We start from the raw sequence: 26,223 nt of genomic DNA, 5'->3' as shown, positions 1-26,223 counted from the left end.
TCGCATGACAGACAGCCCCGAACATCGGCTTTCCAGATCCTTGCTCATCCTCCTCGCTCTCACCGGCATGAGCGTTCTGATCGTGAGATTCGCAGGGGCGACGACGGCAATCACGTTTGTTCTCGGCCTTGCCATGGTCAAGGCCCGCTTCGTCGTGATGGATTTCATGGGTTTGCGCGGACGCAGCCAAACCGTGATGCGGCGCGCGCTGCTTGCCTGGTGCCTGGTCCTTATGTCTGGAGCCGCGGCAAAGACCATCGCCGTCGCATTGGCTGCCGGCTGAGCCCCAGGCGCGTTTGTTTGCCAAAACGCAAAGAACGCCTTTCCCAAACTCATAGAAGGTTCCGATCCGGGTCAGCCGGAGACCGCCGGGAACTGCCCGTCGGGAGGGAAAACGAATGGGCCGATCCGCTTGCGCGATCGCAGTCTGGAAAGGATCACGTGATGGCAGAACGCCTCACAAAAACGGGGGCTCGAAACGTCTTTTACGGCGGTTCGATCTTCTTCTTTGCAATCTTCGTCGGGCTGACGGCCCACAGCCATTATTATATTCGCACCACCTCCACTGACGAGAAGACGCTGACGGACTCAGTCGCGCGCGGCAAGCATGTCTGGGAGAAGAATTCCTGCGTCAACTGCCACACGATCCTGGGCGAGGGCGCCTATTTCGCGCCTGAACTCGGCAACGTTTGGAAGCGCTATGGCGGCGAAAGCGACCCAGAAGGCGCACGCGAAACGCTCAAGGCGTGGATGGCAGCACAGCCCTCGGGAATCGAGGGCCGCCGCCAGATGCCGCAGTTCCATCTCACCGAGGGGGAGTTGAACGATCTCGCAGACTTCCTCGAATGGACGAGCCGCATCGACACCCAGAAGTGGCCGCCGAACGAGGCAGGCTGAGGCGCCAAGGAGACAGACATGAAATACCAATCCCAAAAGGTCGCAATGACCTACTTCTACGGCGCGCTTGTCCTGTTCCTGGCGCAGGTCGCCTTCGGCGTGGTCGCCGGCATGATCTACGTGCTTCCCAACACGCTTTCCGAACTGCTGCCGTTCAACATCGTCCGGATGATCCACACCAATGCGCTGATCGTCTGGTTGCTCATGGGCTTCATGGGAGCGACCTATTACCTGCTGCCCGAGGAGGCGGAGACCGAGCTGTACAGCCCGAAACTGGCGACCATCCAGTTCTGGATGTTCTTCGTCGCTGCCGGTATCGCCGTAGTCGGCTACCTGTTCCGCATCCATGAGGGCCGCGAGTTTCTCGAGCAGCCCTTCATCATCAAGGTCGGTATTGTAGTCGTGGTGCTGATGTTCCTGTTCAACATCACCATGACGTCGCTCAAGGGCCGCAAGACGACGATCACCAACATCCTGCTCTTCGGCCTATGGATGTTGGCGATCTTCTTCCTTTTCTCCTTCTACAACCCCTCCAACCTCGCACTCGACAAGCTGTACTGGTGGTATGTCATCCATCTCTGGGTCGAGGGCGTGTGGGAGCTGATCATGGCGTCGGTGCTGGCGTTCCTGATGATCAAGCTCAATGGCGTCGACCGCGAGGTCGTGGAGAAATGGCTCTACATCATCGTTGGCCTGGCGCTATTTTCCGGCATTCTCGGCACCGGACACCACTACTACTGGATCGGCGCGCCTGCCTATTGGCAGTGGATCGGTTCGCTGTTTTCGACGCTGGAAGTCGCCCCTTTCTTTGCGATGGTGCTGTTCACCTTCCACATGACCTGGAAGGCCGGACGCAACCATCCCAACAAGGCCGCGCTGCTGTGGTCCATCGGCTGCTCGGTGATGGCGTTCTTCGGCGGTGGCGTCTGGGGCTTCCTGCACACGCTGTCTTCGGTGAACTACTACACCCACGGCACGCAGTTGACCGCAGCCCACGGGCATCTCGCTTTCTTTGGTGCCTATGTGATGCTCAACCTCGCCATGATGGCCTATGCCATTCCCGAGATGCTCGGTCGCGCGCCCTATAAGCAGTGGCTGAACATGGTCAGCTTCTGGATGATGGTCACTGCCATGTCGGTGATGACGTTCGCGCTCACCTTCGCCGGTGTTGTCCAGGTGCATCTCCAGCGCGTTCTGGGCGAAAGCTTCATGGACGTGCAGGACCAACTGGCACTGTTTTACTGGATCCGTCTCGGTTCCGGCGTCGTCGTGGTCATCTCCGCGCTGATGTTCATGTGGGCCGTGCTCGTCCCAGGCCGCGAGCGCAGCGAGAAGCTGGCCCGCGTCGTCCAACCCGCCGAGTAACGCCAGCCGCATGGCCCCGGATCTGTCCGGGGCCATGCGTCCCGCACCTAAGCTTGCCTCCCATGGAGATCCCATATGACCATCGCCCTGCCCAACGTCCGCCCTGTTGCCGACAGCCCCGCCTATTACAGCCCCTCGGGCAATGAATGCAGCCTGTTCGAGCGCGCCTGGGCGCGCCGCCTGCCGCTGCTTCTCAAGGGGCCGACGGGATGCGGCAAGACCCGCTTCGTCAGCCATATGGCAGCCAAGCTCGGCCTGCCGCTTTCGACCGTGTCTTGCCATGACGACCTGGCGGCGGCCGATCTCACCGGGCGTTACCTCTTGATGGGCGGCGATACAGTCTGGGTCGACGGGCCACTCACCCGCTCCGTGCGCGAGGGCGGCATCTGCTATCTCGACGAGATCGTCGAGGCCCGTAAGGACGTTGCCGTCGTGTTGCATCCGCTGACCGACGACCGTCGCATCCTGCCACTGGAACGCACCGGCGAGCAGTTGCTGGCGCCGTCCGCCTTCATGCTCGTCGTGTCCTACAACCCTGGCTATCAGAACCTGCTGAAGAGCCTGAAGCCGAGCACGCGCCAGCGTTTCATCGCCATTGAATTCGACTTCCTGCCCAAGGCCGAGGAAATCGCCGTGGTCTCGGCCGAAAGCGGCCTGGCCGAAGGGCAAGTGGCGCCGCTGGTCGAACTCGCCCGACGCATTCGCGCGCTCAAGGGCCACGATCTCGAAGAGGGCGCGTCGACCCGGCTGCTCGTCTATTGCGCCAGCCTCATCGACGCCGGCGTGCCGGTGCGCGAAGCAGTCCTCGCCGCAATGATCGAACCGCTGACCGACGAGCCAGATGTCAAGGCGGCATTGCTCGAACTGTCCGATTCCCTGATCCGCTGAGGCGCGCCTGTCATGCTGGACTTCCTTGAACTGGAGGAGACGGTCGGGCGCGCCTGGCATCGTCTCATCGGCAATGTACAAACCTGGCCCCGCCACCCCGAACAGGCGGTGCGGCTCGCCGATGTGCAGCCGGTGCTGGCGGTTTGTTTTCGCGGATTTGGCGGCGAAGGCGCGGTGCAAATCGCCACCGCACGCGGAAAGGCCTCCGGCCACCGGCTTGGATGGCGCCAGCGCATGGGGCTCGGCGAAGAAAAGCTGGCCCATCCCGGGCGCGATATGTCGTCGCTGATACTGCCCGGGGTGATCGACCTTTTTCCCGACAGGGATCTCAACCGTGATCTCTACGTCTGGCTGGTCGCCTATATGGCGACGATGTCACTTGAGCCTGTGACGGACGCCGATCCGCTGCAACGTGATCTGGCCATGCTGGCGCGTGCCGAAGAGATGGTAGCCCGCGTGCTCAAAAGCTTTCCCGGGTTCGAACGGCGCTACCGACGTCTTGCGGCGGCGACGCTCGAAGCGCGCCAGCGTGGCCCTCTGCCATCGGTTGAACTTCAGGTCGAGGGCCGGATATCGAGCCTTTTGCGGAAGGGCGCGGAACAGCCCGACGATGCGCTGCCGGTCATCTTCCCCCATCGCGCACCGGCGGGATATTTGCCCATGCTGCCCGTTCCGCTCTGGCCCGATGCGTTGCTGCGCGTCGAGACGGCACCGCGCCGTGGCGAAGACGAGCCGATTGCCGGCGGCCGCGAGGCCGAGGGTGTTGAAACCGAGCGTCAGGTAGCCGTCCGGGAGAACCAAGATCCACGCAAGGACGAGCGGAGCCCCTTCATCCTCAATCGCTTCGAAAAGATCCTCGCCATGGCCGAGATGGTCAATGTCGACCGTCCATCCGACGACAGCGACGACCAGGACGCCAAGGCTGCGGAAGACCTCGACGACATGACTTTGGGAGAGCGCAAGGGCCGACCGGCTACGCGCTTTCGCTTCGACCTCGACCTGCCGCCCGAAGCACTGGACCGGACGCCGCTGACTGCGGAGCGGACCTATCCGGAGTGGGATTTCCGCTCGGGCACCTATCTTCCCAACCACTGCCGGGTGCTGGCCGCGCCGGCCTCGGCGCTCGGGGACGCTGGCGAGCCAGATATCGAGACCAGGCGCCTCATTCGCCGGGTACGCCGCCAGTTCGAGGTGCTGCGCCCGCGCAACGAGATCCTGCGGGCGCAGCTCGACGGCGCCGATCTCGATCTCGATGCTGTCGTGCGCGCCCGCACCGACCTGGCTGCGGGTGGGCAGGGCAGCGACCGCATCCATCTGATGAGCCGGCCGCAGGTGCACGACCTCGCCGTCACCATCCTTGTCGACGTGTCGTTGTCGACCGATGCCTGGTTCGACAATCGCCGGGTGCTGGATGTCGAGATGGAGGCTCTGCTGGTCCTGGCCAACGGGCTTTCCGCCTGCGGCGATAATCACTCGATCCTGACCTTCACGTCGAGGCGGCGCGACTGGGTGCGCATCGAGGAGGTCAAGGCTTTCGACGAACCGATGAGTTCGGTGGTGGAGTCTCGCATCGCCGCGTTGAAGCCGGGCTATTACACGCGGATCGGCGCGGCCATCAGGCATGCGGCCGCCGAACTCGGCAAGCAGCCCAATCGCAAGAAGCTGCTTCTGGTGCTGACTGACGGCAAGCCCAACGACATCGACCATTATGAGGGACGGTTCGCGCTTGAAGACAGTCGCCGTGCCGTGATCGAGGCGCGCCGCATGGGGCTCGGCGTCTTCGGCGTGACGGTGGACCGCGAGGCAAAATCCTACGTTCCGGCGCTATTCGGCCAGAACGGCTATGCGCTGGTCGGCAACATCAACCGGCTGCCTGCAGCACTTCCCGCCATTTATCGCAGCCTTGCAGGATAGGGGGACAAGGTCGCGATAGCGAAAGGCCCGGCGCGCCAGAGCCGGGCCTTTTTGCTTTCGGTGTTTGCGCGGCTCACGCCGCCTTGCTGTGCGTGCGGTTTGATTGGTCGAGATAGGCGTCGAAGGCCGCCGCGACCGCCCTGATGACGAAACGATGGTCCTGGCCGACGCGGATCACACCGTCCTTCACATTGAACACGCCGTCCCCCTGGAGGGCCGCCAGTCTGTCGTTGCCAGCGAGCAGCTGAGCCGGATCAAAGCCATGGGCGCTGCAGATTGTCGGAAGATCGACAGCGAAATCGCACATCAGGCGCTCGATGATCTCGGCCCGCAGGCGATCCTCCGCCGTCAGGCGATAGCCCTTGGCGGTTGCAAGCTGCCCTGACGCGATATGCTGGGCATAGAGCCCAGGTGCCACCTCGTTTTGAACATAACCGTCGTTCATCCGGCCTATTGCCGATGCACCGAAACCGATCAGCGTTTCGCAATTGTCGGTGGTGTAGCCTTGGAAATTCCGCCTCAACTTGCCTGCGTCTTGCACCTGAACGAGATCGTCACCGGGCAGCGCGAAATGATCGAGGCCGATTTGCCTGTAGCCGGCTGCGACCAGCGTTTCACTGATCGCCTCAGCCTGCTCGTTGCGCGCCTGACCATCGGGCAGGGCGTTTTCGTCGATCATCCGCTGGTGTTTCTTGAACGAGGGGATATGCGCATATCCGAACACCGCAAAGCGGTCGGGCAGCATGGCGATCGCGGCATTTGCCGTGTCGATACAGGACTGCACCGTCTGGTGCGGCAGGCCGTAGATCAGGTCGAAATTGATGCCGGCAACGCCGGCGCGGCGAAGGCTGTCGGTCGCTTGCGCCGTCTGCTTCTCGCTCTGGATGCGATTGATCGCCTTTTGCACCACCGGATCGAAGCTCTGGACGCCGAGGCTGGCCCTGCTGACGCCTGCGGCACCTAGGGTCTGGGCCATCTCCGCTGTCAGCCCGCGCGGGTCGATCTCGACGGCGATGCCGGTCGTGTCGGAGAAGTCGTAGTGTTCGCGCAGCAGTGCTGTCAGCGCCAGGAATTCGGCCGGCGAGATGATGGTCGGGGTGCCGCCGCCGAAATGGACTTCGCCAACCTTCAGCCGGTGCGGAATGCGCTCGGCGACCATACGGATTTCGTCGCGCAGAACGCTGAGATAGTCGAGGATCGGCCGGTCCTGCCTTGTGATCGTGGTGTGGCAACCGCAGTACCAGCACATCGACCGGCAAAACGGGATGTGAAGGTAGAGCGAGACGGGATCACTCTTGGGCAGTTGCTGCAGCCAGTCGCCATAGGCTCCCGCGCCGATCGACCGCGCGAAACTCGGCGCGGTGGGATAGCTCGTATAGCGAGGCAGCCGGGCCTCGCCGTATTTCTGCAGGATGGATGCGGGCATGGCTCTTCCAGTTCTGTCGCAATGGTTTGCGCCGGTTCTAGTGCCATGCCCGGCCATGCTCTTTGCGAAATGCCAAGCTGCGTTCGATTCCCCGATTTGTTTGCGTTTCGACAACCTCGCCGGACGGCTGGGGCCTTAGGGTCCGCCGCGCGGGAGGATAGCGGCCGTTTCTCCCGGCATTCTTTTTTCACGRCCAGAGGACCACCAGGACATGGCAATAGCGGAAACGGCAACGATACCCCTCATCGACGTGCGGACGATCGCGCCAATTGAGCGTCATCCCCGAATATTCGCGACGGCCGAGGCGCTCGCTCCCGGCGACGCCTTCGTCGTCGTCAGCGACCACGATCCGCGTCCGCTGCACTACCAGTTGGAGATGTCGTTCCCCGGCCAGCTTTCATGGGATTATTTGGAGCAGGGCCCTGAAGTCTGGCGCGTCCAGGTCGGCCGCAAGGACGTCACCTGCTGCGGCTCCTGTGGCGGCGAGCATTGACCGCTTCGCCAGCCGGTCGCCTTCAACGCAAGGCGGCCGGCTGGCACCCAGCATAGCCACGGAAATATCCGTCGACCATTCTGCCCGGCAGTTCGAGGCAGGAAAGCAGGAAGCGGGTGCACTCGGCATCCTCCTTGCCATCGAGCAAGTCGCGATACATGTTCGCCACCATCACCATGTCGCAGCTCTGGGGGGATAGCCTCAAGCGTCGTATCTGTTGCGCAGCGAGTTCGGCGGGGCTGGGGCAGGCCGCTTGAACCTGATTGGACAGGGTCTGCACGCCATTGATCGCCAGGAAGGCCTGATCGTCGGTGGTATCCACCGCAAGGCCGTCCGGGTCCTTCTCGCAAGTGAACTGGCATGAATCCTTGTGCAGACCATGAAGCCGCGCATGGTAGCAGCGCCCTGATAGGGCGAGCGGCAGGCGACCAAACGCAAACATCTCGAACTCCGCCTCGGGGCAGGCGCGAGCGATGGCTCCCACATTCGCAAGCGACAGCTCCACCGGCGGACAAATCGTTTGCGCGCCTTGCGCGATGAGGAAGCGTGCCGTGCCTTCATTGTAGACGTTGATGAACGGGCCGGCGACGAAGGGCTGACCCCGCCGGCTCGGCATGGCGGTTATGTCGTTGATCTCGACCATGCGCGTGTCATGGCAGAGTTCGCGGACCACCTTGCATTCACGTACATTGGCAGGTGCGGCAAGCGTCGACAGCACCACCTCCTTGCCGCCTCGCTCAAGGCGCTCGATGACATCTGGCCAGACCGGGTCGGAGAACGGCAGGCGCTTGCCGCACACGACCTCACCGACATGGACGCGGTCTATCGGCGCCTCGTCGGCGATGCGCCGGTAGAAGTCGGCGAGCCGTTCGGCTGGCCAATGGAAGAATACGGGACCCAGGGTCAGCTTTGTCGGCCACATCGGTCTATCTCCATGTTTTCCGGTAGGCACCCGCAGTCTGCTTGCCGCCTTCCGACATGCCCGCGAGGATGCGGTCGATCTCGATTGCGTCTCCGCCGGCATCGATTGCATCGACCGCCCTGCGGAAGGCGCCGACAACTTCGGTGACATAGCCCTTGCCACGCTGGCGCCCTTCGATCTTGAGCGCGGTGACGCCGGCCGCCTTCAATCCCGCAAGCATGCTTCCGGCATTCAGGCTGACCGGGTCTTCGAACAGGTATGAGGTCTTGTCGCCAGCGTTGAACCGGCCCTTGCACAAGGTTGGGTATCCGGCAGGCGCGCCGGGCGCATAGCTATCGATGGTGAAGCCGGCGAGCTTGGCCGTCGTGCCCCGCGCATCCTCGTGGTAGCTCACCATTTCTGGTGGCGAGCAGACGCCGTTGAGGTTCGGCGATTTTCCGGTTGCGTAGGAAGAGAGATAACAGCGCCCCTCGACCATCACGCACAGGCCACCGAAGACGAAGGCTTCCGTCTCGACATCGATCTTTCGGTTGAGGGCTGTGATCTCTTGGATCGACAGCACGCGCGGCAGCACGACGCGCCGGACGCCGAATTCGCGCGTATAAAAATCTATGGCTTCCGGTGTCGCCGCAGCAGCCTGGACCGACAGATGAAGGCGGACATCCCGGTGGTTCTTCGCGATGTGATCGAGCACGGCTGTGTCGGCGGCGATAATGGCATCGGCACCGCATGCGATGGCTTCGTCGGCTGCCTTCTGCCACACGTCGATACGGCCGACATGCGCGAATGTGTTGATGGCAACGAGAACTTTCTTGCCATGGGCATGTGCAAAGCGCACGCCTTCGGCCAACTCCTCCATCGAGAAATTGAGCCCCGGAAAGTTCCGTGCGTTGGTTTCGTTGCGGAATCCGCAATAGATTGAATCGGCGCCGGCCAGCACCGCAGCCCGTAGAGTCGCAGGAGTGCCGGCCGGGCAGACGAGTTCCATGCGTCCAGGCTCAGTCATAGCGCCTCCTCCATGGACTTCTGGCCGCCGACCAATTGCCGGGCAGCGTTTAGCCCGCCCAAAATGCCCTTGTCGGCAAGGCGAGCGAGCGTCCCGCGCAATCCAAGCAGCTCCGAAGGGCGAAGCTCCGCATCCTCAATCGCATTGCGAAGAGCGACCACCGCTTCGGTCCGGCCGCTGACGGAGATGATGCGGTGAAAAAACAGTGCGTCGCCATCCAGCGTGCCATCGAGCAGTCCTAGCAGCATCAGGATGGGCCCCCTGATCGCCACGCTGGACGCCGTGTCGTCGTGTTTGCCTACGACACGGACGCTCGACGTTTCTCCATCGGGTACGATGACGAAGGAAAATGCGAGGTCGGTTGGATCGATCAGAAAGCTTGCGGCTCTGTGTTCACCAAGCCGATCGAACAATTGCGGCCTGCGTCGGGCGAGCCCGCGCAGGGAAAATGTCAGCAGCGGCCCTAGCGGCAACCCGGCAATACTTGGGAATAGGTGCCGGGCGAACCCAGGCAATTCTCCTTCAACGGCTTTCGTTGCCACCCGACACTCCATGTTATTTGTCGCACATTGACCGGAGTGTCATAGGCGCGGGACCGGAGTGCTTGTTTGTCGGGGAACAAAGAGGAGCGCGAATTTTTCTAATTCGCGCGCCTGCACCACAAGCTAGCTATGTGCCTCGTTGCCATGGAGCTTTGCCATCTCGTCGAAGCTGTCGCGGTTCGGGCAGAACTCGCGATAGCGCTTGGCGAAACTGGCTGCAGTGAGCTGGTCGGAACAGTGACTGCGCTGGCTGCACATCATGCAGGTGCGTCGCATGTCGCGGTTCCATCCGGCATACAGGGTCGCGAAAGCGTCCGGATCGACGCCAACCGACTGCATGGCCTCGGGGAGCAGGATAGTGGACGCGAAGGTGTGCCGCATGGCGATGGCGAGATCAGCGCGCGTCAGGCCGCATTCGCCGAGAACACGCTCACCTTCCTGGCGCCCGAGAGCATTGATCTCTCGTATGGCCGCGCGTCGCTGTTTCCAGTCCTTGTAGGCCAGAACCGCGGAATGCCACACTTCCCAACTTTCCGGTGCCGGAATGCTCATGACGCTTTCCTCCTCGTCCAAGAATGCGGCGGACACCAAAACCGCCACTTGACCGTTTCGTACTGGAAACGCCGTGCCTGTTCTTTGTCCTGGATCAAAGTTGGCCATGGATCGACATGGGATAGGAGCCGCGTCCGCAGTTCCGGACGGACCGGATCGCCTTCAACCATGCACCAGCGCAGTCTTCAGCCGTTTTCCAGCCTCGCTTCCTTTATTGACCATCTCCAGGGCCAAGGTGACGTTCAGCAGCTCAGCAGCCCCGTCTCCACGCAGCTTGAAATGACCGAGATACATCGTCGTGTCATCGCGGCAGGCGGGCCGGTGCTGCGCTTTGCAACGCCAATGACGGCCAATGGCAACGCCTCGACCATGCCGGTCGTGACCAATCTGTTCGGCACTTGTGAACGTGTCGCGGCAGGCCTCGGCACCACGCGCGAAGGCCTTTCCACGCTCGGCGCGCTGTTGGCGTGGATGAGGGCGCCCCAGGCACCGCGAACACTTGGCGAGGCGCGCTCGCTCCTGCCTGCCGCCCGCGGCGCACTGACGGCGCGGCCCAAGATCGTCACCGCTCCTGCAGGGTGGCACGACATGGAACCGGATTTTTCGCAGCTTCCAGTCCAGACCTGCTGGCCCGAGGATGCCGGGCCACTCATCACCTGGCCGGTGGTTGTTACCCGCTCACCGGGAGACGACGATCCGGCTGCCTACAATCTCGGCATCTACCGCATGCAGGTGCTCGACCGCGATCGCGCCATCGTGCGCTGGCTGCCGATGCGGGGCGGTGCGGCGCATCATCGGCAGTGGGCGGCAAGGGGCATGGAAATGCCGGTGGCGGTGGTGATCGGCGCTGACCCGGCCACGATGCTGGGAGCAGTCATGCCGGCACCCGAGGGTGTTTCGGAACTGGCGCTGTCAGGGCTGATCAACAACCGTCGGGTAGGTCTTGTACCGTGCAAAAGCATTGCCCTTCATGTGCCATCAAGTGCCGAAATCGTGCTCGAAGGCATGGTTTCGCCGACAGAGACCGCGCTGGAAGGACCGTTCGGAGACCACACCGGCTACTACAACGCGCCGGAGCATTACCCGGTCTTTCGTCTCAAGCGGATCCGCGTCCGCGCGAATGCCAACTACCTGACAACCTTCACCGGACGCGCGCCTGATGAACCTTCCGTTCTCGGCGAAGCGCTGTTGGAGGTCTTCAAGCCTTTGCTGCGCCAGCAGATTCCCGAGATTGTCGATGTCTGGCTTCCACCAGAGGCCTGCTCGTATCGTATCGCCGTGGTTTCCATCGCCAAGAAATATCCCGGCCAGGCGCGGCGTGTGATGATGGGGTTCTGGTCGCTGCTGCCACAGTTTTCCATGACCAAGCTGGTCGTCGTGGTCGACGACGATATCGACATCCGATCGTGGCCGGATGTCATGTGGGCGATCGCCACGCGGATGGATCCCTCACGCGACCTGATGCTGGTCGATCGTACGCCCATCGACCAACTCGACTTTGCCTCTCCTCTGGAGGGGCTTGGCGGCAAGCTGGGTCTGGATGCCACACGCAAGATCAGTGCGGAAACGCATCGTGCGTGGGGCAAGCAACTCAGCATGTCGGCAGAGGTCGAACGGCAGGTGTCCGCGCGATGGCGGGAATTGTTTCCACAATGAGCGGAACTGGACAAAAGATGAGCAAGCGACTGATCGTCGGCGTCACGGGAGCTTCGGGCTCCATTCTCGCGCTGGAAACCCTGCGCCAACTCGCCGGAGCAGGCGTTGACACCCATCTTGTGGTTTCCTCGGGCGCGCGGGCCAGCATCGCGCATGAACTTGGCGAGTATGGGCTTGACCGTCTTGCCGCCTCCGCCAGCCAAGTCCATTCTGCCAGCGATCTTGCCGCACCTATTGCCAGCGGATCGTTCAGGGCGGACGGCATGATCGTCGTTCCGTGCTCGATGCGCACGCTGGCCGCTATGGCGCATGGGCTCGGCGACAATCTCTTGACCCGTGCCGCTGACGTCACGCTCAAGGAAAAGCGCCGCCTGGTTGTCGCGCCGCGCGAAGCGCCGCTGCATGAAGGCCATCTCGAGGCGATGCTCAGGCTGGCGCGGATGGGGGCCGTCATCGCGCCGCCAGTGCCGCCTTTCTACACCAGGCCATCGTCCATCGAGCAGATGGTGCGCGAGATCGCGGCGCGCCTTGTCAATTGGGCCGGCATCGATCCCGGCAGTGAGCTCACGCGATGGGGCGAGGAGGGTTCATCGCCGCGTTCTAGGGCTTAGTCGGGGTCGACGTTGGACACGACGACAGATGCCGCATCGAAAGAGCTCCGTTGTTTGCGGCAGCAGCGATGTCGTCAAAAAGCAACGCGATCTCCGTATAGGCGCTTTGGTCCTGCTCCGTCGCAACCAGTTCGTCGAGATCCCGCAGAAAATAGAGAACAGCTTCGATCCGCTCGCGCTGCCGACGCGCATTGGCAAGCTGCTCGCGCGCGGCCCGCCGAATTTCCAATGCTTCGAACCTGGCCAGCGCCTGATCTAGCCGGTCGTGGCATTCGCAATCCAGTTCTACACCCTTCAACACGTTCGCCAGGCGCCGGGCCACTGTGGTTCCCTGACGCGGTTCGACGTGTTTGCTACCACCTGACTGAGAGGTGCTATTCATGGCCAGATTTATCCCTTTGCAGCGGTGTGTACTTGCGTCGGTGGCAACCCAAACATCCCCACACCACCATCCTGTCAGAGCGCCGACCGGCTATCCCGACAGTGATCGCCGCAGCTACGAATGGCCGGCGGCCGCATGGGAAAGCCGGGGATCATCATAGCGGCTTCATCAGACGCTTGTTTGTGCTGGAGCAAAATTCGACGTCGTGGGGTCGCCGAGACCGGGCCGATGAAGACATCCGGTCGTGGGTCGCGTCATGAAAGCGGCGGTCGAGACGCAATCACCCTTTCGACCATTTTTCCTGCTCGCCGCCCTGGATGCAATCCTCGGGGCAGCGATCTGGACGTTGCCAATGTCTGCAATGCAATTCCTTTCTGCGATTGGAATGCCCGCCAATGAATGGCATCGTAATGTGCTACTGTTCGGTACGGTTCCGGCTATCCTCGCCGGTTTCCTGCTTACGGCGCTCCCGCGCTGGACGCGGCGGCCACCCGCATCGAGGCGCGTCGTCCAGTCATTGGTAGCGCTGTGGCTGGTAGGTCGCGTCACGTTTCTGTTCGTCCGACCTGGCGCTGGGCTAGCTCTGTTTGCCCTGTTCGTTCTTTGGCTCGCGGTTTTGGTGGCGAGGCCGGTGATTGCCGCTCGTGACAGGCGCAACCTCAAGATCGTGCTTTTCTTGTTCATCTACTGCGCCAGCATCGCGCTCACGGCCATGTCTTGTGAACTGGTGCTCGCTCTGCGGATGGCCCTGGCTTCGGTCGTCTGCTTTGTCGCGATCATCGGGGGCAGGGGGATTCCGGCCTTGACCGAAGCCTATATCGAAAAAGGTGGCGGCCGGATCGTCATCGGTTCGCCGGCCGCCGTGGAGCGGCTGGCCGCTACTGCCACGGCGTGCGCCCTGGTCGGATGGATTGCTATGCCGCATGCGCAGCTAACCGGCGTCGCCTGCGCTGTAGCGGCCTGCGCACATACGGTGCGCCTGGCGCAATGGCGTGCTTGGCGAACCGTCGCATCACCAGCAGTTCTGGCACTTCACGTCGGATATGCCTGGACCATAGTCGGCTTTGCCCTTCTGGCGGCCCATGTTCTGGCCCCGCAGAGCATCGGGCGGGCGGCCGCCATCCATGCCTGGATGATCGGTGCGGTCGCCACCATGGGGCTCGCCATCATGGCGAGCATGATCCGCAAGCACGCCGGTCGCGCCTTTGCGCCTTCAGCGCCGGCAACGGCAGCGTTTGTCTTGATCTTCTTGTCGGCTCTGTCGCGCCTATTGGTCGAGCTGCTTCCGAGCGCAGGTGCGTTTTTTACAACGCTCGCAGCCATTTCATGGATTGGGGCCTTTGCTCTGTTTTTCGCCGCCTTCCGCCGGATGCTCGTGTTTCGCGATTTGTAACTCTCGCAGCGGCGCGCAGATTCCGACGTTAGGTGGCGGGGCGTTTTGCGTTTCAGGAACGATCTTCGGGCGAGTTCGTTTTCTGACAGCCGCGAGGCCCCCCGGCGAGCCGATGCGGGCCTTTTGCGAGTTGGCGGCAATCGCTGCCGAAGCATGGCGCGGATACCATTGTCTCCGCCAATCGTGAATTGGATCCATGTCCAAAAAGGCAGGCGCTGGCAAAAGTGCGGATAAGTCCCGCCCGTACGTGCAGCGAACGCGATGGTTCAGGGCCTTGGGTCCAGGTCTGATCACCGGTGGGCATGGGCTTTTCCAACATCGTTGCCTTGGCGATCTTTGCGCTTGGCATCGTTGGTACCGGGCTTTTGGCAGTGCCGGTCCTCGCTGGGTCGGCGGCATATGCCGTTGGGGAGACCCTGCGGTGGCCGACCGGGCTCGATCGGAAGCCAAAAGACGCCAAGGCCTTTTATGCGACGATTGCTGTTGCGACACTGATCGGCGTGGGGCTGAATTTCACCCCGATCAATCCGATCAGAGCTTTGTATTGGAGTGCTGTCATCAACGGCGTTGTCGCGGTTCCGATCATGGCCATGATGATGCTGATGTCAGTGCAGCCTCGTATCATGGGCAAGCAAACCATCGGTGGCACGCTTCGGGTATTCGGCTGGCTTTCGACGGCGGTGATGCTGGTCACGGCTGTCGCGATGATCGTGACGAGTTTTTTTGTAGCAGCATCACCTGCCTTGCCTCGACAATCCCGAAAAACTTCGCCGACGCCGGAACGATGCACTCCGCGCGGCATTGTTGTTGTCTACCCCCCACATCAGGAGAAGTTCTATGGCTCATGAAAAGCTCGACGACCTGTTCCACGACACGCTGATGGACATCTATTTTGCCGAGCGCAAGCTACTGCAGGCGTTGCCGAAGATGGCGAAAGGCGCCCAATCCCCGGAACTCAAGGCCGCCTTCGAAAAGCACCATCGTGAAACCGAAGGACAGATTGCGCGCCTGGAGCGGGTGTTCGAGATCATTGGCAAGAAGGCCCAGGGGAAGACCTGCGAGGCGATCCAGGGGATACTTGCCGAAGGCGAGGAAATCCTCAGCGAGTTCAAGGGCAAGCCGGCATTGGATGCTGGTCTTGTGTCTTCTGCCCAGGCTGTGGAGCATTACGAGATTGCGCGCTATGGCACATTGAAACAGTGGGCCAAGGAACTCGGCCTAAAGGATGCGGTCCAACTCCTGGACCAGACACTCACGGAAGAGTCCAAGACCGATGAAGCGTTGACGCGCTTGGCAGAGGGTGGCGTGAATCACAAGGCAATGGCCGCCTGAGGAATTTGCGGAAAAGGCCCGCCGATCTTCCATCTGAAATTCGACGGGCCTCCGTCTAATTCATTGCAAGCGTCCCGGGACCAATAGCAGTGCTTCCGATCCGTACCGCGCGCTGCTGCCCAAAAGACCCATCAGAAGCGACATGCTGCAACCAGCGACATGGTCGGCCCAGCCTTGCGGGCGGAGTCGGAAACTTGTTTGGTCTTGGACTCGGCCGGTGCAGGCGGGTCGACGATCGTCAGCTGACCTTCAGGTAGCGCGCCGCAAGCTCTCAGGTTGGTGATTCCTGGTTGCCGTCGGTCTAGGTGCGATTCGTTCAAGCTGCGCGCCATTGAGGTAACCCCAATCGGCGGCGATGATCCGCCTGTCGCCTGCCGCTCTGGCCATGCAGGTCGAGGCGTAGCGAATTCTCGTTATGCAGGTATGCTGTAGATTGCCCCTTGAAGGGTCAATTCTCTAATTCGCATGCTTTGGAAAAGGTGGCTCCCCGGGCCGGATTCATATTGATGACATTGGCGACGATGGCGTCAACCAATCATGACATAAGGCACTGAAATTAAAGGAATTGCTTGTCACTTGTAACATTACTGTCTACCAATAGCGCGTACCCTAATAGCGGGGAAAAAGCGGGGAAAGACAGGATGGGGAGCCATACTCGAAACGTTCTCACAGTAAAGGCTATCGCGGCTAGCAAGGCAACCAAGCTGCGTGATGGCGGAGGATTGTGGCTCGTTACCAAGGGCAAGGGCAGATACTGGATTTTGGATTACCGGTTCGACAAGAAGCGCCGGGAGCTAGGTTTAGGACCGCTTCATTCTGTCGGCCTGGCGGAGGCTCGCCAGAAAGCCGAGGCCGCCCTCGATCTGGTGCGCAAGGGTATCGACCCGATCGAACACCGTCACGGCGTGGAGGCCATCGAAGCGGCAATAGCGAAGTCGGCAGAAAAGACGTTCGGCCAGTACGCCGATGGATACGTTGATGACGCGGTGAAAGCTGGCCGCTGGCGTGGCGGAAAGACCGAGGCGAGGTGGCGTAATATGCTCACGAATCATGCTTCGGGCATCCGCGATAAGGCGCTGGCTGACATCGGAGTGACTGAGGTGCTGTTGGTGCTGCGTCCGCTATGGGGGGTTAAACAGGAAACAGCGGAGAAGTTGCGCGAGTGTATCGAGCGCGTTCTTGATTCCGCGAAGGTCGAGGGTCTGCGGACAGGGGGGAACCCTGCCGCTTGGAAAGGTAACTTGGAACACGTGCTTCACAAGCCGGATGCCCTGACGACCAAGAGCAACCATGCGGCGATGCCTTGGCGGGCAGTGCCGGCGCTCGTGAAGGTTCTGGCTGGCTTGGATACCGTCGGCGCCAAAGCGTTGGAATTTACCATCCTTACCGCCGCTAGGTCCGGCGAGACGCGCGGGGCAGTCTGGGGCGAGTTCGATCTGGATGGCAGGCTGTGGACTATCCCGGCCGAGCGCATGAAGGGCGGGAAGACGCATCGTGTGCCGCTCTCCGATTGCACCGTTGCCATTTTGAGGGAGATGAAGGCGAAGAGCATCAATGACTACGTATTTCCAGGCGCCAGGGATAAGCGGCCCATTTCTGAAAACACGATGGCGAAGGTGCTTGCTGACAATGGCGGCGATGGCTTCACCGTTCATGGCATGCGCTCGGCTTTCCGGGACTGGGTTACAGAGGCGACAGGCCACGACGGGGATCTTGCGGAGATGGCGCTTGCACATGCAGTCGGGGACGCCGTGGCGCGAGCCTATGCCCGATCTGATGCACTTACCAAGCGCCGGTTGCTCATGGCGGATTGGGCCGAATACTGCGGTGGTAAAAAATAATCATAAGGCAACCTTGACCATATCGCCCGAGGCGCCTTTTATGTACCAGGTGCGCGAATGCACTTTCGGGCCTAAGGCCAAAGCAGCGGGTTACCCCGCCGGGTAGTTGCCCCGAGACGGCAACGGCGCTTGAGCGTCAGTCAACCCCAGCGCCCAGCTTACATGCCGGAATCCCCACTCGACAATCAACCATTTTGAATTGCGCCCGGATTCCGTCTGGCGCCGAGGAGAACACATGATTCCTAGTAACGACAACCAGCCGCGGCTGGTTTCGCTCAACGATGCCTGCCGTATGACTAGTATGTCGCGCTCGATGCTCAACAAATACCGCGCCGAAGGACGTTGCCCTATTGCGGTTCCGCTTGGCGATCGCCGTGTGGCCTTCGTGCGAGGAGAGGTTGTCGCATGGATCGACGAGCGCATCGCCGCGAGGGCAGCATGAGCATCGCCATCGCAACAACAATCAAAGCAGCTTTCGCCGCCTAGCGTCTTGAAGGTTCAGCAGGTCGACCAAGTCGTCGGCCTGCTCCATTTCCAACCCTATTTGCGTCACCTGGTCCACTTCGGCCGGTTGGCCAGTGAAAATATCGAACACGGTCCAGGTGCCTTTGAACGGGCCGCCGTACTCTTTCCGCAGATCGTATCTGTTTCCAGACATGCGCACCTCCCAAGGAGTAGCAATGACAGACACTAGCACGAATTCCGCCTTCGCCATCGACCTCGTAACCGCCCCCCCGACCGCCGCCCACGGCAACGCCCCCCCTCGACCTCGCGCTTTCCTACGTCGCTCGTGACTGGCCAGTCTTCCCGACGCGCGCCAAAGAGGAGATGGACGACCACACCGGCGAGATTTACGCGCCCAAGACACCGTTGGTAAGCAACGGCCTAAAGGGTGCTTCCAAGAACGAGCGCATCGTCAAGGAATGGTGGCGCCGGACGCCGGACGCAATGATTGGCGTGCCGACGGGCAAGGCCATCAACGCATGGGTGCTCGACCTTGACCGAAAGCCAGGCATCGGTGACGGCCACGACTGGCTTGCCGACATGGAGGCTGCCAACGAGCCATTGCCTCCAACTGCCCGTGCCAAGACCATGGGCGGCGGCACGCATATCTTCTTCAAGCATGTCGACGGCATCCGCAATCGCGGTGGGCTGGGCGTCGCTGTCGATGTTCGCGGCGACGGCGGCTACGTCGTTGCACCGGGGAGCGTTGCGGCTGACGGGCGGTCGTACGAATGGATTGACTGGGAAGGCGAAGGGCATCCGCCTATCGCTGACGCACCGCAATGGCTGCTCGACCTCGTGTTGCCGCCCGTGCACACGGCCACGCGCCACGATTGCACCTATCAGCCGGGCGGCAACGACATCTATGTCGAGCGGGCACTTGAGGCTGAATTGCGTGCTCTGGCCACGACCGGACCAGGCGGGCGCGGCTACCAGTTAAACGCAAGCGCGTTCAGCGTCGGGCAGTTGGTGGCAGCCGGCGCTGTTTCTCGTTCGCAGGCAGAGTCTGGGCTATATCAGGCGGCGGTTTCGTGCGGCATCGCGGCCAAGGACGGCGAGCGCGAGACGTGGGCGAAGATCCGGCGCGGGCTTGCCGCCGGTGAGCGGCAGCCGCGCGAAATCCCCCAACCGGCCTACAGCAACGACAACACGCGGTTGGTCGACATCAGCCGCATGATCACCAACGGCTTGGCGAAAGGGAAGAAGGACGGCACGCAAGAAGCGAGCAACCATGCTGATCCCGAGCGGGACGAGTCCGACCTGTCAGAACCCGAAAACGCAGATGTAATCCCGAGCGGGATCGCCCCAGCGCCAACCGGCCCCACACCCGCCTTTATCGCCACCCCATTCTCGTGGATCGACCCGAAGACCCTAGCAAGACGCGAGTTCGCGTTCGGCACGCATTACATCCGTAAATACGTGTCCGTCACAGTGTCCCCTGGCGGCCTAGGCAAGACCAGCAACAGCATCGTTGAAGCTATCTCCATGGGTGCCGGAAAGCCGCTGCTGGGCGTAAAGCCACCGCAACGGCTGAAGGTCTGGCTGTTCAACGCCGAGGATCCGCGCGACGAAATGGAGCGCCGTATCATGGCGGCGTGCATCCATTATCGCCTGTCTCCCAAAGACATCGAGGGGCACCTGTTCCTAGATACGGGCCGCGAGCAAGAGCTCGTGGTGGCGATCGACGACAAGCGCGGCGTCAAAATACAGGTGCCAGTTGTCGAGGCGGTTGTCGAGCAGATCGAGCGCAACGGTATCGACGTCATGATTGTCGACCCGTTTGTGTCGACACACCAAGTCAATGAGAACGATAACGGCGCAAGGTGGCTGACCGGGACGCCACGGTCGAGGATGCTCGAGGCGCCGTCTCACTCATTGGCGCGGTCAGATCGGTGCGCGTGCTCAACCGCATGTCGGAAGAACAGGCGGGCCAGGCGGGCATTAGTCCGACAGAGCGCTTTTCATATTTCAACGTGCACCAAGGCAAATCCAACCTGACCAAGATGTCGTCCGCTCAAGACTGGCGGAAGCTGGAGAGCGTGCCGTTAGGCAACGGGCAGGGGCTAAGCAAGCCGCAGGACCATGCTGGCGTCGTGACGGAGTGGCGGTGGCCAAGCGCGGAAGAGGTGACTGACGCGCTCACCTCGGACCAGAAAGAGGTCATTCGCGTTGCTGTGACAAATGCAGACTTCAAGGAGTCGGCGCGAGCCAAGAACTGGGTTGGCCAGGCGGTTGGCTATGCGCTGGGCCTCGACCTTGAAGAAGACGGCCACCGCAAGCGCGCAGGCATGATCGTGCGCGCGCTGTTGAAAGAAGGAGTCCTGGTCAAGAGCGAGGAGAAGGATCCGATACGTCGGGAAAGCGCCGTATTTGTGCGGGCGGCTTGACACAAGGACGGAACATACAAAATGAACCCGATGACTAAGCTGGCGGATGTTCAGCTACGCGTGGAAATGCCTGCCGGTAGCGAGTCTGTCCTTGGACCGCCGCAGCCGTTTGGTTGGAACATCGACGTCACTGCGGCTCTCGACCCCTCCAAGGATAGCGGCGTAATAGTCGCTAAAACCACCATGGGTTCTGCGCAAGGCAAGTACCAGTTCATGCGGTCGCTGCCGCAGGATTGATCGACCCAGCAGTGGTACATTTAAGGGGCGACGAGCAATTGTCGCCCTATTTTGTTAGCCCGTGAGCACAACCTCCGCCGCCCGCTCCACAACTTCTGATAGTGCCCGGATAGCGCTTATCGAACCGTGCATTTTCCGTGCAGAACTGTGCAAAATCGTCGGGTGGCACTTAGCATTGCCTGCCCAGAAAAGTGCCCGGTTATAATACCCCCCTTTAGGGGGGTTATTACTGGGCAACTGGGCGGGGCATGTGCGAGGCGCGAAGTGCCCGCCCAGATAGATAGAACTTATCCGGGCGACTGGGCACCATTTTCAAGGTAGCTGAAAAATGCAACCTAGCGGGCTGCCCTCTTCTTCAACCTCAAGCGGTCGACCCGAGCCACGTGCGCATCGTGCTTCTGTCTTTCCGGGGAGGGAAGCAACGGCACTGGTTCGAAATCGTCGGGCACTCGGTCGATGAATTCCTTGGTGATCCGGTAAGTTCCATACCCGAGCAAAAGCACGGCGAGCAGGCGTAACATGGGGCTCTCCTTTGGCTTTCGAACGCCATCGCAAAAATATCGTTCCAGCTTTGCTTGCTGTTTTCGACCTTCGTTCTTTTTATGCCCATGGGGCAACCAACCCCGTTCCCGTCTCACGAACGCAGCACCACCACGAGGACGCTCTGCGCAAGATGCCCGAGTACGGCAAGCGGTTCCTGCTGGCTGGCGACCAGAACGCAGCCAAGCGCGGACCCAAGGCTCAGGTGCAGGCTATCGCGGCCGGCCTCACGCCTGGCGAAGCTGATGTGCGCATCTACCTCGATAACGGCCGGCTGCGCATGTGGGAGAACAAGGTTGGTGGCGCGTCGCTGACGGAAAGCCAGAAGGTTCGACACCCAGCACTAGCCAAGCTTGGCCACGAGGTGACGGTCTTGCGGGCAGTCACCTGCGAAGATGCGGCCGCCCAAGCCGTCGCCCTGGTTCGCGGGTGGCTCGCCGGTAACGACAACAGCACGAACCATGGCAACGAAGAATTATTTTCAGCCGTTCCTTGTCGGAAGTARATCTGCCGCCTTTTATGTACTGACCCACTGCGGTCACAAGCACCGGTTTTGGCCGGACCTTCCATCACAATTGGGAAACAGCACCCGATGCAAACGAAAGAAGCCGCCCCTTCGGGGGCAGATGGCCGTACCGTGGCCAGCGACAATAGCGTTGTCCACCTGGAAGTAGTTTCGCCAACGCTTTCATACGACCCAGACGCCTCCGAGTATCACCCGCGCCTCAAACTCGGACATCCATACAAAACGAGCACCCGCTTCCAGAGAGACGATGCCGGTAGGTTCCTGCGCGACTCCGAGGGATTGCAGGCAGTTGACGACTTAATGATCAAGGTCGCGCCGAACTGCTTCGTGAATGAAAGGAGTGCACGAGCGCTCGGCTTCATGGGTGGAAACGGCGATCTGCGTACGGTCAGGTGTGCTGTGGATGGGGAGGTCGGTGGCTACCTTATCCCAATCCCACACGAATTGGACAAGCCGTTCAACAAGTCCACCACCCCAGCAAAGAGGGCCGCAGGACGCGAGCGCACCGCCAAGAAACGGACCCTAGAAAGGCGAGCCGTCACCCGAATGAGGCACAAGTTCGAAAAGCGCCAGTCTATTGGTGACCCGGATTGCCCGCGGTCACGCGATGAGGATTTCCCGCTTCTGGCTGTCCTTCGCCGAGACAAGCTGCACCACTACATCAAGATAGTGGTGGAGTATCGCCGACTGGTGGCCCTGTGCGAGGCTGAGCCGCTTAAGGGTCAGGCATATGGGGGCAGTGAAGCCACCGGGATGGCGGTTGCTTATGTGTCGCGTCGTATGGCCGGAATTGAGGAAGTCAACGAAGCAGCCGCCGTCGGCTTTCCAGGGAGGTCCGTGCCCGGTGGAGAAATCGTGTACGAAACCAAGCTGCGAAAGTCCAAGGGCGCTTACAACATCCCGGCAGTGCGGAAAAAGAAAGTCGACGTCGACGCTTACTTCGAGGGCGACAATGGGACATCAAAGGTCGGCATCACCGAAAGCCTGCACATCAAGGTTACGGAAGACATCCTTCTCGAACGGATCGACCGCGCACCGATCCTCGCCCGCATTCGCTCGGCCCTTGGCCCCCTGTTGGAGCCATTCGACGATGCCGTGCTTGGGGGAYGGACACTGCAAAAGATCGGTAACGATGCTGGATTCAATGGAAGGGATGCGACTTCAGCCGGAAAGGCGCTTGTATTGCGGGGAATTGGCGTTGCCGACAGCTTCCTTGGCGGTGCAAAATTCCAACCTGAAAACGATAACTATTTGATTGAATACAAGAAAATTGCCTAAGCGCCACTAATCCGCACTCAAGTCCCCTAGAACGGGGAAGGACAATTAAATTCAAGGGTCGCTTCGGCGACCCTTTTTTCTTGGGTGTACAAGCCCCCCAGCCTATGGCTGGGTAACTATCGCCCCTGCGCGTCCCYCCACGCTGCACGGGTGATCAGCGGCGACCTCCTAGCCTCGGCCGGTTGAGGTCGCCGCTTCTAGGAGCTAGCGCTTAACGGCACGCCCAATGGCTATAAGAATGCAGGCGCCGATGAAGCCGGCGATTAAGTAGCCTAGCCAGCCACCAAGGCCGACGCCTACAAGGCCCAGCAAAAAGTTGGCCACTACCGCCCCGACGATGCCTAGTACGATGTTCATGAGCACGCCCATGTTGCTTTTCATGAACATCTCTGCGAGCCAACCCGCGATGCCGCCAACAATGATAGCGGCGATCCAACCGACTTGTGCGTCTTCCATAATTTATTCCCCTCAAGCTTGGCGGTAATTCGCCTCGGTTGAAATGCAAGCGCAGGGCATTAGTTCCCTGACCTCGCGCGCCACCAATGAGGAAGCCCGCGATACTATGCCGGTACACCGGCCGCCTGTTCTAAGACTGCCAGAAGCGAGCTCGCTTCATTCGGTAGCCAGGCTGCTCGCTGCCTCCCGGCTTTTCAACGTTCAGCGGGTTGTCTCGTGGAGGGTTCTGAGCGTCCGAGTGGCGGACCTTTTCGTTAGTCTCATCTACAGGCGCTGTCTTCCGACGTTTGGCTCTATCATTCGGGTCGCGATAGTTTCGCGCAGGCTTGCGTTCGCTAATTCCATCTTCGTTCTGCATGTTGATCTCCTACCGTTACGGAGACAACACTGCGGTGCAGCGTAAGGTTCCAACGACCATGGCACGTCAGCCTGACCATCGTTCAGCCGAAGCTGCCATCTACCGTAGATTATATAAAACTGCCCGCTGGCAGCGCACCCGCGAATACCAGCTGGCCACGCAGCCGCTGTGCGAGCGCTGCTTGACGATGGAAGTAGTCGAGCCTGCGACGGTGGTTCACCATGCCGACGGCGGCCATAAAGGTGACGAAGACAAGTTTTGGTCTGGCCCCTTCGAGTCTCTATGCAAGCCCCATCACGATAGCGACGGCAAGCGAGAGGATCTCGGTCAGACCGTGATCCGCTTCGGGGCCGACGGCTACCCCATCTAGTCGCGCAACAATACTGCGCTTTGACGTAAGAATATTACGTGAAACATCAATGTTTCACGGAGGGGTGGGTCAGACCCTTTCGACCGCCTCGACGCCCGGACCGTGAGGGCAGCAACGTGCGTGCATCCGCAATTCAAATGTTGGGGCTCAAGGCGCTCCGCTGGGCCACATGATGCCCGCAACCAGAGCCAGGTTCAGCAGCACAATGAGCGATGAGCAGTAGATCGCGGCTTTGCTGATGTCGGTCATGCTCGACTCCCTTCCAGGGTGAGCGAGCCACTATCCGGCGGCAAATATAAATAAGAGATTACTAATTTAAGGATTTCCCCCATGGCTAGGCCGAGAAATCCCCTAGGCAAGGCCAAGACCGAGGGGCGAGACACGAAGGACCCCCAGCGGTTCAAGGCAAGGAAAGAGCCCAAGGGCAGCGGGCCGTTGGGCTCTCCGCCGGAGTGGCTGACAGACACGGACACAAACAAGGCCAAGTCCGCTTGGTTGCTGTTCCAGACGGAAATTCCCTGGCTGACTGAATCGCACCGAATGTTGGTTGGCATGGCCGCGAACATTCAGGGGCGCATCATGGCCAATCAGGACGTCGGCGTTCAGGCGATGAACTTGCTCCGTCAGTGCCTTGGCCAGATGGGAGCGACCCCGTCCGACGCCAGCAAAGTTACGGTGCCAGATGATGAGGACGACAAAGACGACCTCCTCGACGGCTGAGATCGCGCTTAGGCGTGTCAGTGCGTATGCGCAAGCGGTGCTGGATGGTGTGGAGGTTGCAGGGCCTCATGTGCGGAATGCTTGCCGCCGGCACTTTGCTGATTTGGAGCGCGGCCACGAGCGCGGACTGTACTGGGACGACGAGGCGGCGAACCGGGTTTTCGGTTCTTTGAGGAGCGGCTTCGCCTCAGTGAGGGTCAGTTTGATGGCAAGCCGTTCAAACTTCATACGTCGCAGGCGTTCAAACTCGGTTCGATCTTCGGGTGGAAGAAAGCGAACGGCACTCGCCGCTTTCGCACCGCCTACGTTGAAGAGGGCAAGGGTAACGGCAAGTCGCCGTTTGCCGGTGGTGTCGGCCTTTATGGTCTAACCGCTGACAAGGAATCCGGCGCGCAGATTTACGCGGCGGCTGCCAAGAAAGACCAGGCGCAAATCCTGTTTCAGGACGCGTGCAAGATGGTCCGGCAGGCTCCGGCGATCGAGTCTCGCGTGAAGTTCAGCGGCGGATTGGGCAAAGAGTTCAACATCGCCCACCACAAGTCTGGTTCGTTCTTTCGGCCGATCTCCAAGGAAGCTGGCAAAACAGGTTCTGGTCCGCGACCGCACTTCGCGCTTTGCGATGAGGTGCATGAGCATCCCGACCGCAGCATTATGGAAATGCTCCAACGCGGCTTTAAATTCCGCCAGAACCCGCTTCTTTTGATGATCACGAACAGCGGTTCGGATCGAAACAGCGTCTGCTGGGAAGAGCGGGAGCGCGCGGTAAAGCTTTTAGCCGGCACTCAGACGCCTGACGAGGAATTCACCTTCGTTGGCGAGACCTGGGAGGGCAGCGACAGCGTCTTTGCCTATGTCTGCGCCCTGGACAAGGGCGACGATCCGATGACGGATCCGTCGTGCTGGGCGAAGGCGAACCCCCTTCTCGGCACGATCCTGACACACGACTACCTTGCCGGTGTGGTTGCCGAGGCGCGCGACGTGCCCGGCAAGCTCAATAACGTTCTTCGCCTGCATTTCTGTGTTTGGACGGACGCCGACAAGGCTTGGATGCCCCGCGCTACCGTCGACAAGGTGATGTCCGAGTGGGATTTGCCAGAGGACGGGCCGCTTTATCTCGGCGTCGATCTTTCCGGCACAAAGGATATGACCGTCGTTGCTTGCGTCCAGGCGACGGGCTTCAAGACAGTTACGCGCGAGGATGGCGAAACAGCGGACCTGCCAACATATGACGCGTGGATTGAAGCATGGACGCCGGGCGACACGCTTGCAGCCCGCGTTACGGCCCACAAGCAGCCCTATGACGTCTGGGTGCACGGGCGAGGGGCTAGTGTTTGAGCCTTTGCCCGCGAAATCCAACTTTCAACACAATGCGCCATCATCGGGCGACCGCGGGTGTGATTTAGCCCGCCTCAGGCAACAGCCCCGCTTCCGAAAGGTCGCGGGGCTTCAGTCATTTGCCCAATTGCAGATTGTAGGTGTTGGGGAGGATGGCCGACGCTACACTCAGGTATAATATTTGCGGCGCCGCGTCGGCCACTCCACCCACCCCACCGCAATTCGTGCGCTTCCGGGCCTTAGATTGCAATTAGATCAATGGATAGATGAGCGCCCACCCAGGTTCTAACGC

Annotated in this window: 28 protein-coding genes; 19 read left to right on the top strand and 9 right to left on the bottom strand. The window is 60.9% G+C overall.

Annotation, left to right across the window (positions count from 1 at the left end):
• Positions 1 to 4 precede the first annotated feature (4 nt).
• From AC1DWF_RS05820 to AC1DWF_RS05800, 5 genes are all read left to right on the top strand, one after another.
• Positions 5 to 283 carry a cytochrome C oxidase subunit IV family protein gene (locus tag AC1DWF_RS05820; protein WP_476783739.1) on the top strand — a complete coding sequence of 93 codons (279 nt, stop codon included), beginning with the start codon at positions 5 to 7 and terminating at the stop codon, positions 281 to 283.
• Positions 284 to 444: 161 nt separating this feature from the next.
• A complete protein-coding gene (locus tag AC1DWF_RS05815; protein ID WP_476783738.1) occupies positions 445 to 897 on the top strand; it encodes a c-type cytochrome in 453 nt (150 codons plus the stop codon).
• An 18-nt stretch (positions 898 to 915) separates the two neighbouring features.
• A complete protein-coding gene (locus AC1DWF_RS05810) occupies positions 916 to 2,262 on the top strand; it encodes a cbb3-type cytochrome c oxidase subunit I (protein WP_476804282.1) in 1,347 nt (448 codons plus the stop codon).
• A gap of 75 nt (positions 2,263 to 2,337) precedes the next feature.
• The gene (locus AC1DWF_RS05805; RefSeq protein ID WP_476783736.1) at positions 2,338 to 3,150 is read left to right on the top strand and encodes an AAA family ATPase; all 813 of its coding nucleotides are present in this window, start codon (positions 2,338 to 2,340) and stop codon (positions 3,148 to 3,150) included.
• Between the two features lie 12 nt (positions 3,151 to 3,162).
• Positions 3,163 to 5,064, top strand: a complete 1,902-nt coding sequence (locus AC1DWF_RS05800) for a nitric oxide reductase activation protein NorD (RefSeq protein WP_476788076.1) — start codon at positions 3,163 to 3,165, stop codon at positions 5,062 to 5,064.
• A gap of 73 nt (positions 5,065 to 5,137) precedes the next feature.
• Here the strand turns inward: AC1DWF_RS05800 and hemN are convergent, their stop codons facing one another.
• Positions 5,138 to 6,490, bottom strand: coding sequence for an oxygen-independent coproporphyrinogen III oxidase (gene hemN, locus AC1DWF_RS05795; protein WP_476783734.1), 1,353 nt, complete (start codon positions 6,488 to 6,490; stop codon positions 5,138 to 5,140).
• A 211-nt stretch (positions 6,491 to 6,701) separates the two neighbouring features.
• Here hemN and AC1DWF_RS05790 point away from each other — a divergent pair, with 211 nt between their 5' ends.
• Entirely contained in the window at positions 6,702 to 6,983 is a 282-nt protein-coding gene (locus AC1DWF_RS05790; protein ID WP_476783733.1) for a DUF2249 domain-containing protein, read from the top strand.
• Positions 6,984 to 7,005: 22 nt separating this feature from the next.
• On the opposite strand, the gene ubiV is transcribed toward AC1DWF_RS05790, so the two are convergent.
• From ubiV to AC1DWF_RS05770, 4 genes are all read right to left on the bottom strand, one after another.
• Positions 7,006 to 7,905 (bottom strand): ubiquinone anaerobic biosynthesis protein UbiV, encoded by a 900-nt coding sequence (gene ubiV / locus AC1DWF_RS05785; protein ID WP_476788075.1) that lies wholly within the window; start codon positions 7,903 to 7,905, stop codon positions 7,006 to 7,008.
• 4 nt (positions 7,906 to 7,909) lie between these two features.
• The gene (ubiU, locus tag AC1DWF_RS05780; protein WP_476783742.1) at positions 7,910 to 8,893 is read right to left on the bottom strand and encodes a ubiquinone anaerobic biosynthesis protein UbiU; all 984 of its coding nucleotides are present in this window, start codon (positions 8,891 to 8,893) and stop codon (positions 7,910 to 7,912) included.
• A gap of 14 nt (positions 8,894 to 8,907) precedes the next feature.
• Positions 8,908 to 9,453, bottom strand: coding sequence for a ubiquinone anaerobic biosynthesis accessory factor UbiT (gene ubiT, locus AC1DWF_RS05775; protein ID WP_476788074.1), 546 nt, complete (start codon positions 9,451 to 9,453; stop codon positions 8,908 to 8,910).
• A gap of 123 nt (positions 9,454 to 9,576) precedes the next feature.
• Positions 9,577 to 10,005, bottom strand: a complete 429-nt coding sequence (locus AC1DWF_RS05770) for a hypothetical protein (RefSeq protein ID WP_476787258.1) — start codon at positions 10,003 to 10,005, stop codon at positions 9,577 to 9,579.
• Between the two features lie 168 nt (positions 10,006 to 10,173).
• Between AC1DWF_RS05770 and AC1DWF_RS05765 the strand changes: the two genes are divergently transcribed.
• Together AC1DWF_RS05765 and AC1DWF_RS05760 are read left to right on the top strand one after the other, a co-directional pair.
• Positions 10,174 to 11,661 carry a UbiD family decarboxylase gene (locus AC1DWF_RS05765; protein ID WP_476788073.1) on the top strand — a complete coding sequence of 496 codons (1,488 nt, stop codon included), beginning with the start codon at positions 10,174 to 10,176 and terminating at the stop codon, positions 11,659 to 11,661.
• 17 nt (positions 11,662 to 11,678) lie between these two features.
• Positions 11,679 to 12,272, top strand: a complete 594-nt coding sequence (locus tag AC1DWF_RS05760; RefSeq protein ID WP_476784183.1) for a UbiX family flavin prenyltransferase — start codon at positions 11,679 to 11,681, stop codon at positions 12,270 to 12,272.
• On the opposite strand, the gene AC1DWF_RS05755 is transcribed toward AC1DWF_RS05760, so the two are convergent.
• Positions 12,262 to 12,594 (bottom strand): hypothetical protein, encoded by a 333-nt coding sequence (locus tag AC1DWF_RS05755; protein WP_476784182.1) that lies wholly within the window; start codon positions 12,592 to 12,594, stop codon positions 12,262 to 12,264. The genes AC1DWF_RS05760 and AC1DWF_RS05755 overlap by 11 nt on opposite strands.
• A 316-nt stretch (positions 12,595 to 12,910) precedes the next feature.
• On the opposite strand from AC1DWF_RS05755, the gene AC1DWF_RS05750 reads away from it, so the two are divergent.
• From AC1DWF_RS05750 to AC1DWF_RS05730, 5 genes are all read left to right on the top strand, one after another.
• Entirely contained in the window at positions 12,911 to 14,047 is a 1,137-nt protein-coding gene (locus tag AC1DWF_RS05750) for an NnrS family protein (protein ID WP_476784181.1), read from the top strand.
• Between the two features lie 302 nt (positions 14,048 to 14,349).
• Positions 14,350 to 14,895 carry a divalent metal cation transporter gene (locus AC1DWF_RS05745; protein ID WP_476841513.1) on the top strand — a complete coding sequence of 182 codons (546 nt, stop codon included), beginning with the start codon at positions 14,350 to 14,352 and terminating at the stop codon, positions 14,893 to 14,895.
• Positions 14,885 to 15,379 (top strand): YciE/YciF ferroxidase family protein, encoded by a 495-nt coding sequence (locus AC1DWF_RS05740; RefSeq protein ID WP_476784179.1) that lies wholly within the window; start codon positions 14,885 to 14,887, stop codon positions 15,377 to 15,379. The genes AC1DWF_RS05745 and AC1DWF_RS05740 overlap by 11 nt, the downstream gene beginning before the upstream one ends.
• Positions 15,380 to 16,020: 641 nt before the next feature.
• Positions 16,021 to 17,220, top strand: a complete 1,200-nt coding sequence (locus AC1DWF_RS05735; protein WP_476788069.1) for a tyrosine-type recombinase/integrase — start codon at positions 16,021 to 16,023, stop codon at positions 17,218 to 17,220.
• Between the two features lie 235 nt (positions 17,221 to 17,455).
• Positions 17,456 to 17,662 (top strand): helix-turn-helix transcriptional regulator, encoded by a 207-nt coding sequence (locus AC1DWF_RS05730; protein WP_476784177.1) that lies wholly within the window; start codon positions 17,456 to 17,458, stop codon positions 17,660 to 17,662.
• 21 nt (positions 17,663 to 17,683) lie between these two features.
• Here the strand turns inward: AC1DWF_RS05730 and AC1DWF_RS05725 are convergent, their stop codons facing one another.
• A complete protein-coding gene (locus AC1DWF_RS05725; RefSeq protein ID WP_476841506.1) occupies positions 17,684 to 17,935 on the bottom strand; it encodes a hypothetical protein in 252 nt (83 codons plus the stop codon).
• 113 nt (positions 17,936 to 18,048) lie between these two features.
• Here AC1DWF_RS05725 and AC1DWF_RS05720 point away from each other — a divergent pair, with 113 nt between their 5' ends.
• The 3 genes from AC1DWF_RS05720 to AC1DWF_RS05710 are packed head-to-tail and all read left to right on the top strand — an operon-like array spanning position 18,049 to position 20,348.
• The gene (locus AC1DWF_RS05720; protein ID WP_476788068.1) at positions 18,049 to 19,722 is read left to right on the top strand and encodes a bifunctional DNA primase/polymerase; all 1,674 of its coding nucleotides are present in this window, start codon (positions 18,049 to 18,051) and stop codon (positions 19,720 to 19,722) included.
• Positions 19,635 to 20,111 (top strand): ATPase, encoded by a 477-nt coding sequence (locus AC1DWF_RS05715; protein WP_476788067.1) that lies wholly within the window; start codon positions 19,635 to 19,637, stop codon positions 20,109 to 20,111. The genes AC1DWF_RS05720 and AC1DWF_RS05715 overlap by 88 nt, the downstream gene beginning before the upstream one ends.
• A 21-nt stretch (positions 20,112 to 20,132) precedes the next feature.
• Positions 20,133 to 20,348 (top strand): hypothetical protein, encoded by a 216-nt coding sequence (locus AC1DWF_RS05710; protein ID WP_476784444.1) that lies wholly within the window; start codon positions 20,133 to 20,135, stop codon positions 20,346 to 20,348.
• Between the two features lie 335 nt (positions 20,349 to 20,683).
• Here the strand turns inward: AC1DWF_RS05710 and AC1DWF_RS05705 are convergent, their stop codons facing one another.
• Positions 20,684 to 20,869: a hypothetical protein gene (locus AC1DWF_RS05705; RefSeq protein ID WP_476784443.1), complete on the bottom strand. Its 186-nt coding sequence runs from the start codon at positions 20,867 to 20,869 to the stop codon at positions 20,684 to 20,686.
• Positions 20,870 to 22,896: 2,027 nt separating this feature from the next.
• The gene (locus AC1DWF_RS05700) at positions 22,897 to 23,148 is read right to left on the bottom strand and encodes a GlsB/YeaQ/YmgE family stress response membrane protein (RefSeq protein ID WP_476784440.1); all 252 of its coding nucleotides are present in this window, start codon (positions 23,146 to 23,148) and stop codon (positions 22,897 to 22,899) included.
• 356 nt (positions 23,149 to 23,504) lie between these two features.
• On the opposite strand from AC1DWF_RS05700, the gene AC1DWF_RS05695 reads away from it, so the two are divergent.
• The 3 genes from AC1DWF_RS05695 to AC1DWF_RS05685 all read left to right on the top strand — a co-directional run bounded on the left by AC1DWF_RS05695 (position 23,505) and on the right by AC1DWF_RS05685 (position 25,931).
• Positions 23,505 to 23,876: an HNH endonuclease gene (locus tag AC1DWF_RS05695; protein WP_476784439.1), complete on the top strand. Its 372-nt coding sequence runs from the start codon at positions 23,505 to 23,507 to the stop codon at positions 23,874 to 23,876.
• A 330-nt stretch (positions 23,877 to 24,206) separates the two neighbouring features.
• Positions 24,207 to 24,596, top strand: a complete 390-nt coding sequence (locus AC1DWF_RS05690) for a hypothetical protein (protein WP_476784438.1) — start codon at positions 24,207 to 24,209, stop codon at positions 24,594 to 24,596.
• A gap of 132 nt (positions 24,597 to 24,728) precedes the next feature.
• On the top strand, positions 24,729 to 25,931 hold the full coding sequence (locus AC1DWF_RS05685; protein ID WP_476784446.1) for a terminase large subunit domain-containing protein: 1,203 nt from the start codon (positions 24,729 to 24,731) through the stop codon (positions 25,929 to 25,931).
• Positions 25,932 to 26,223: the final 292 nt, after the last annotated feature.

It is taken from the genome of Aminobacter sp. P4_D5 (assembly GCF_056401815.1).
This window is presented reverse-complemented; position numbering and strand designations above follow the sequence as displayed.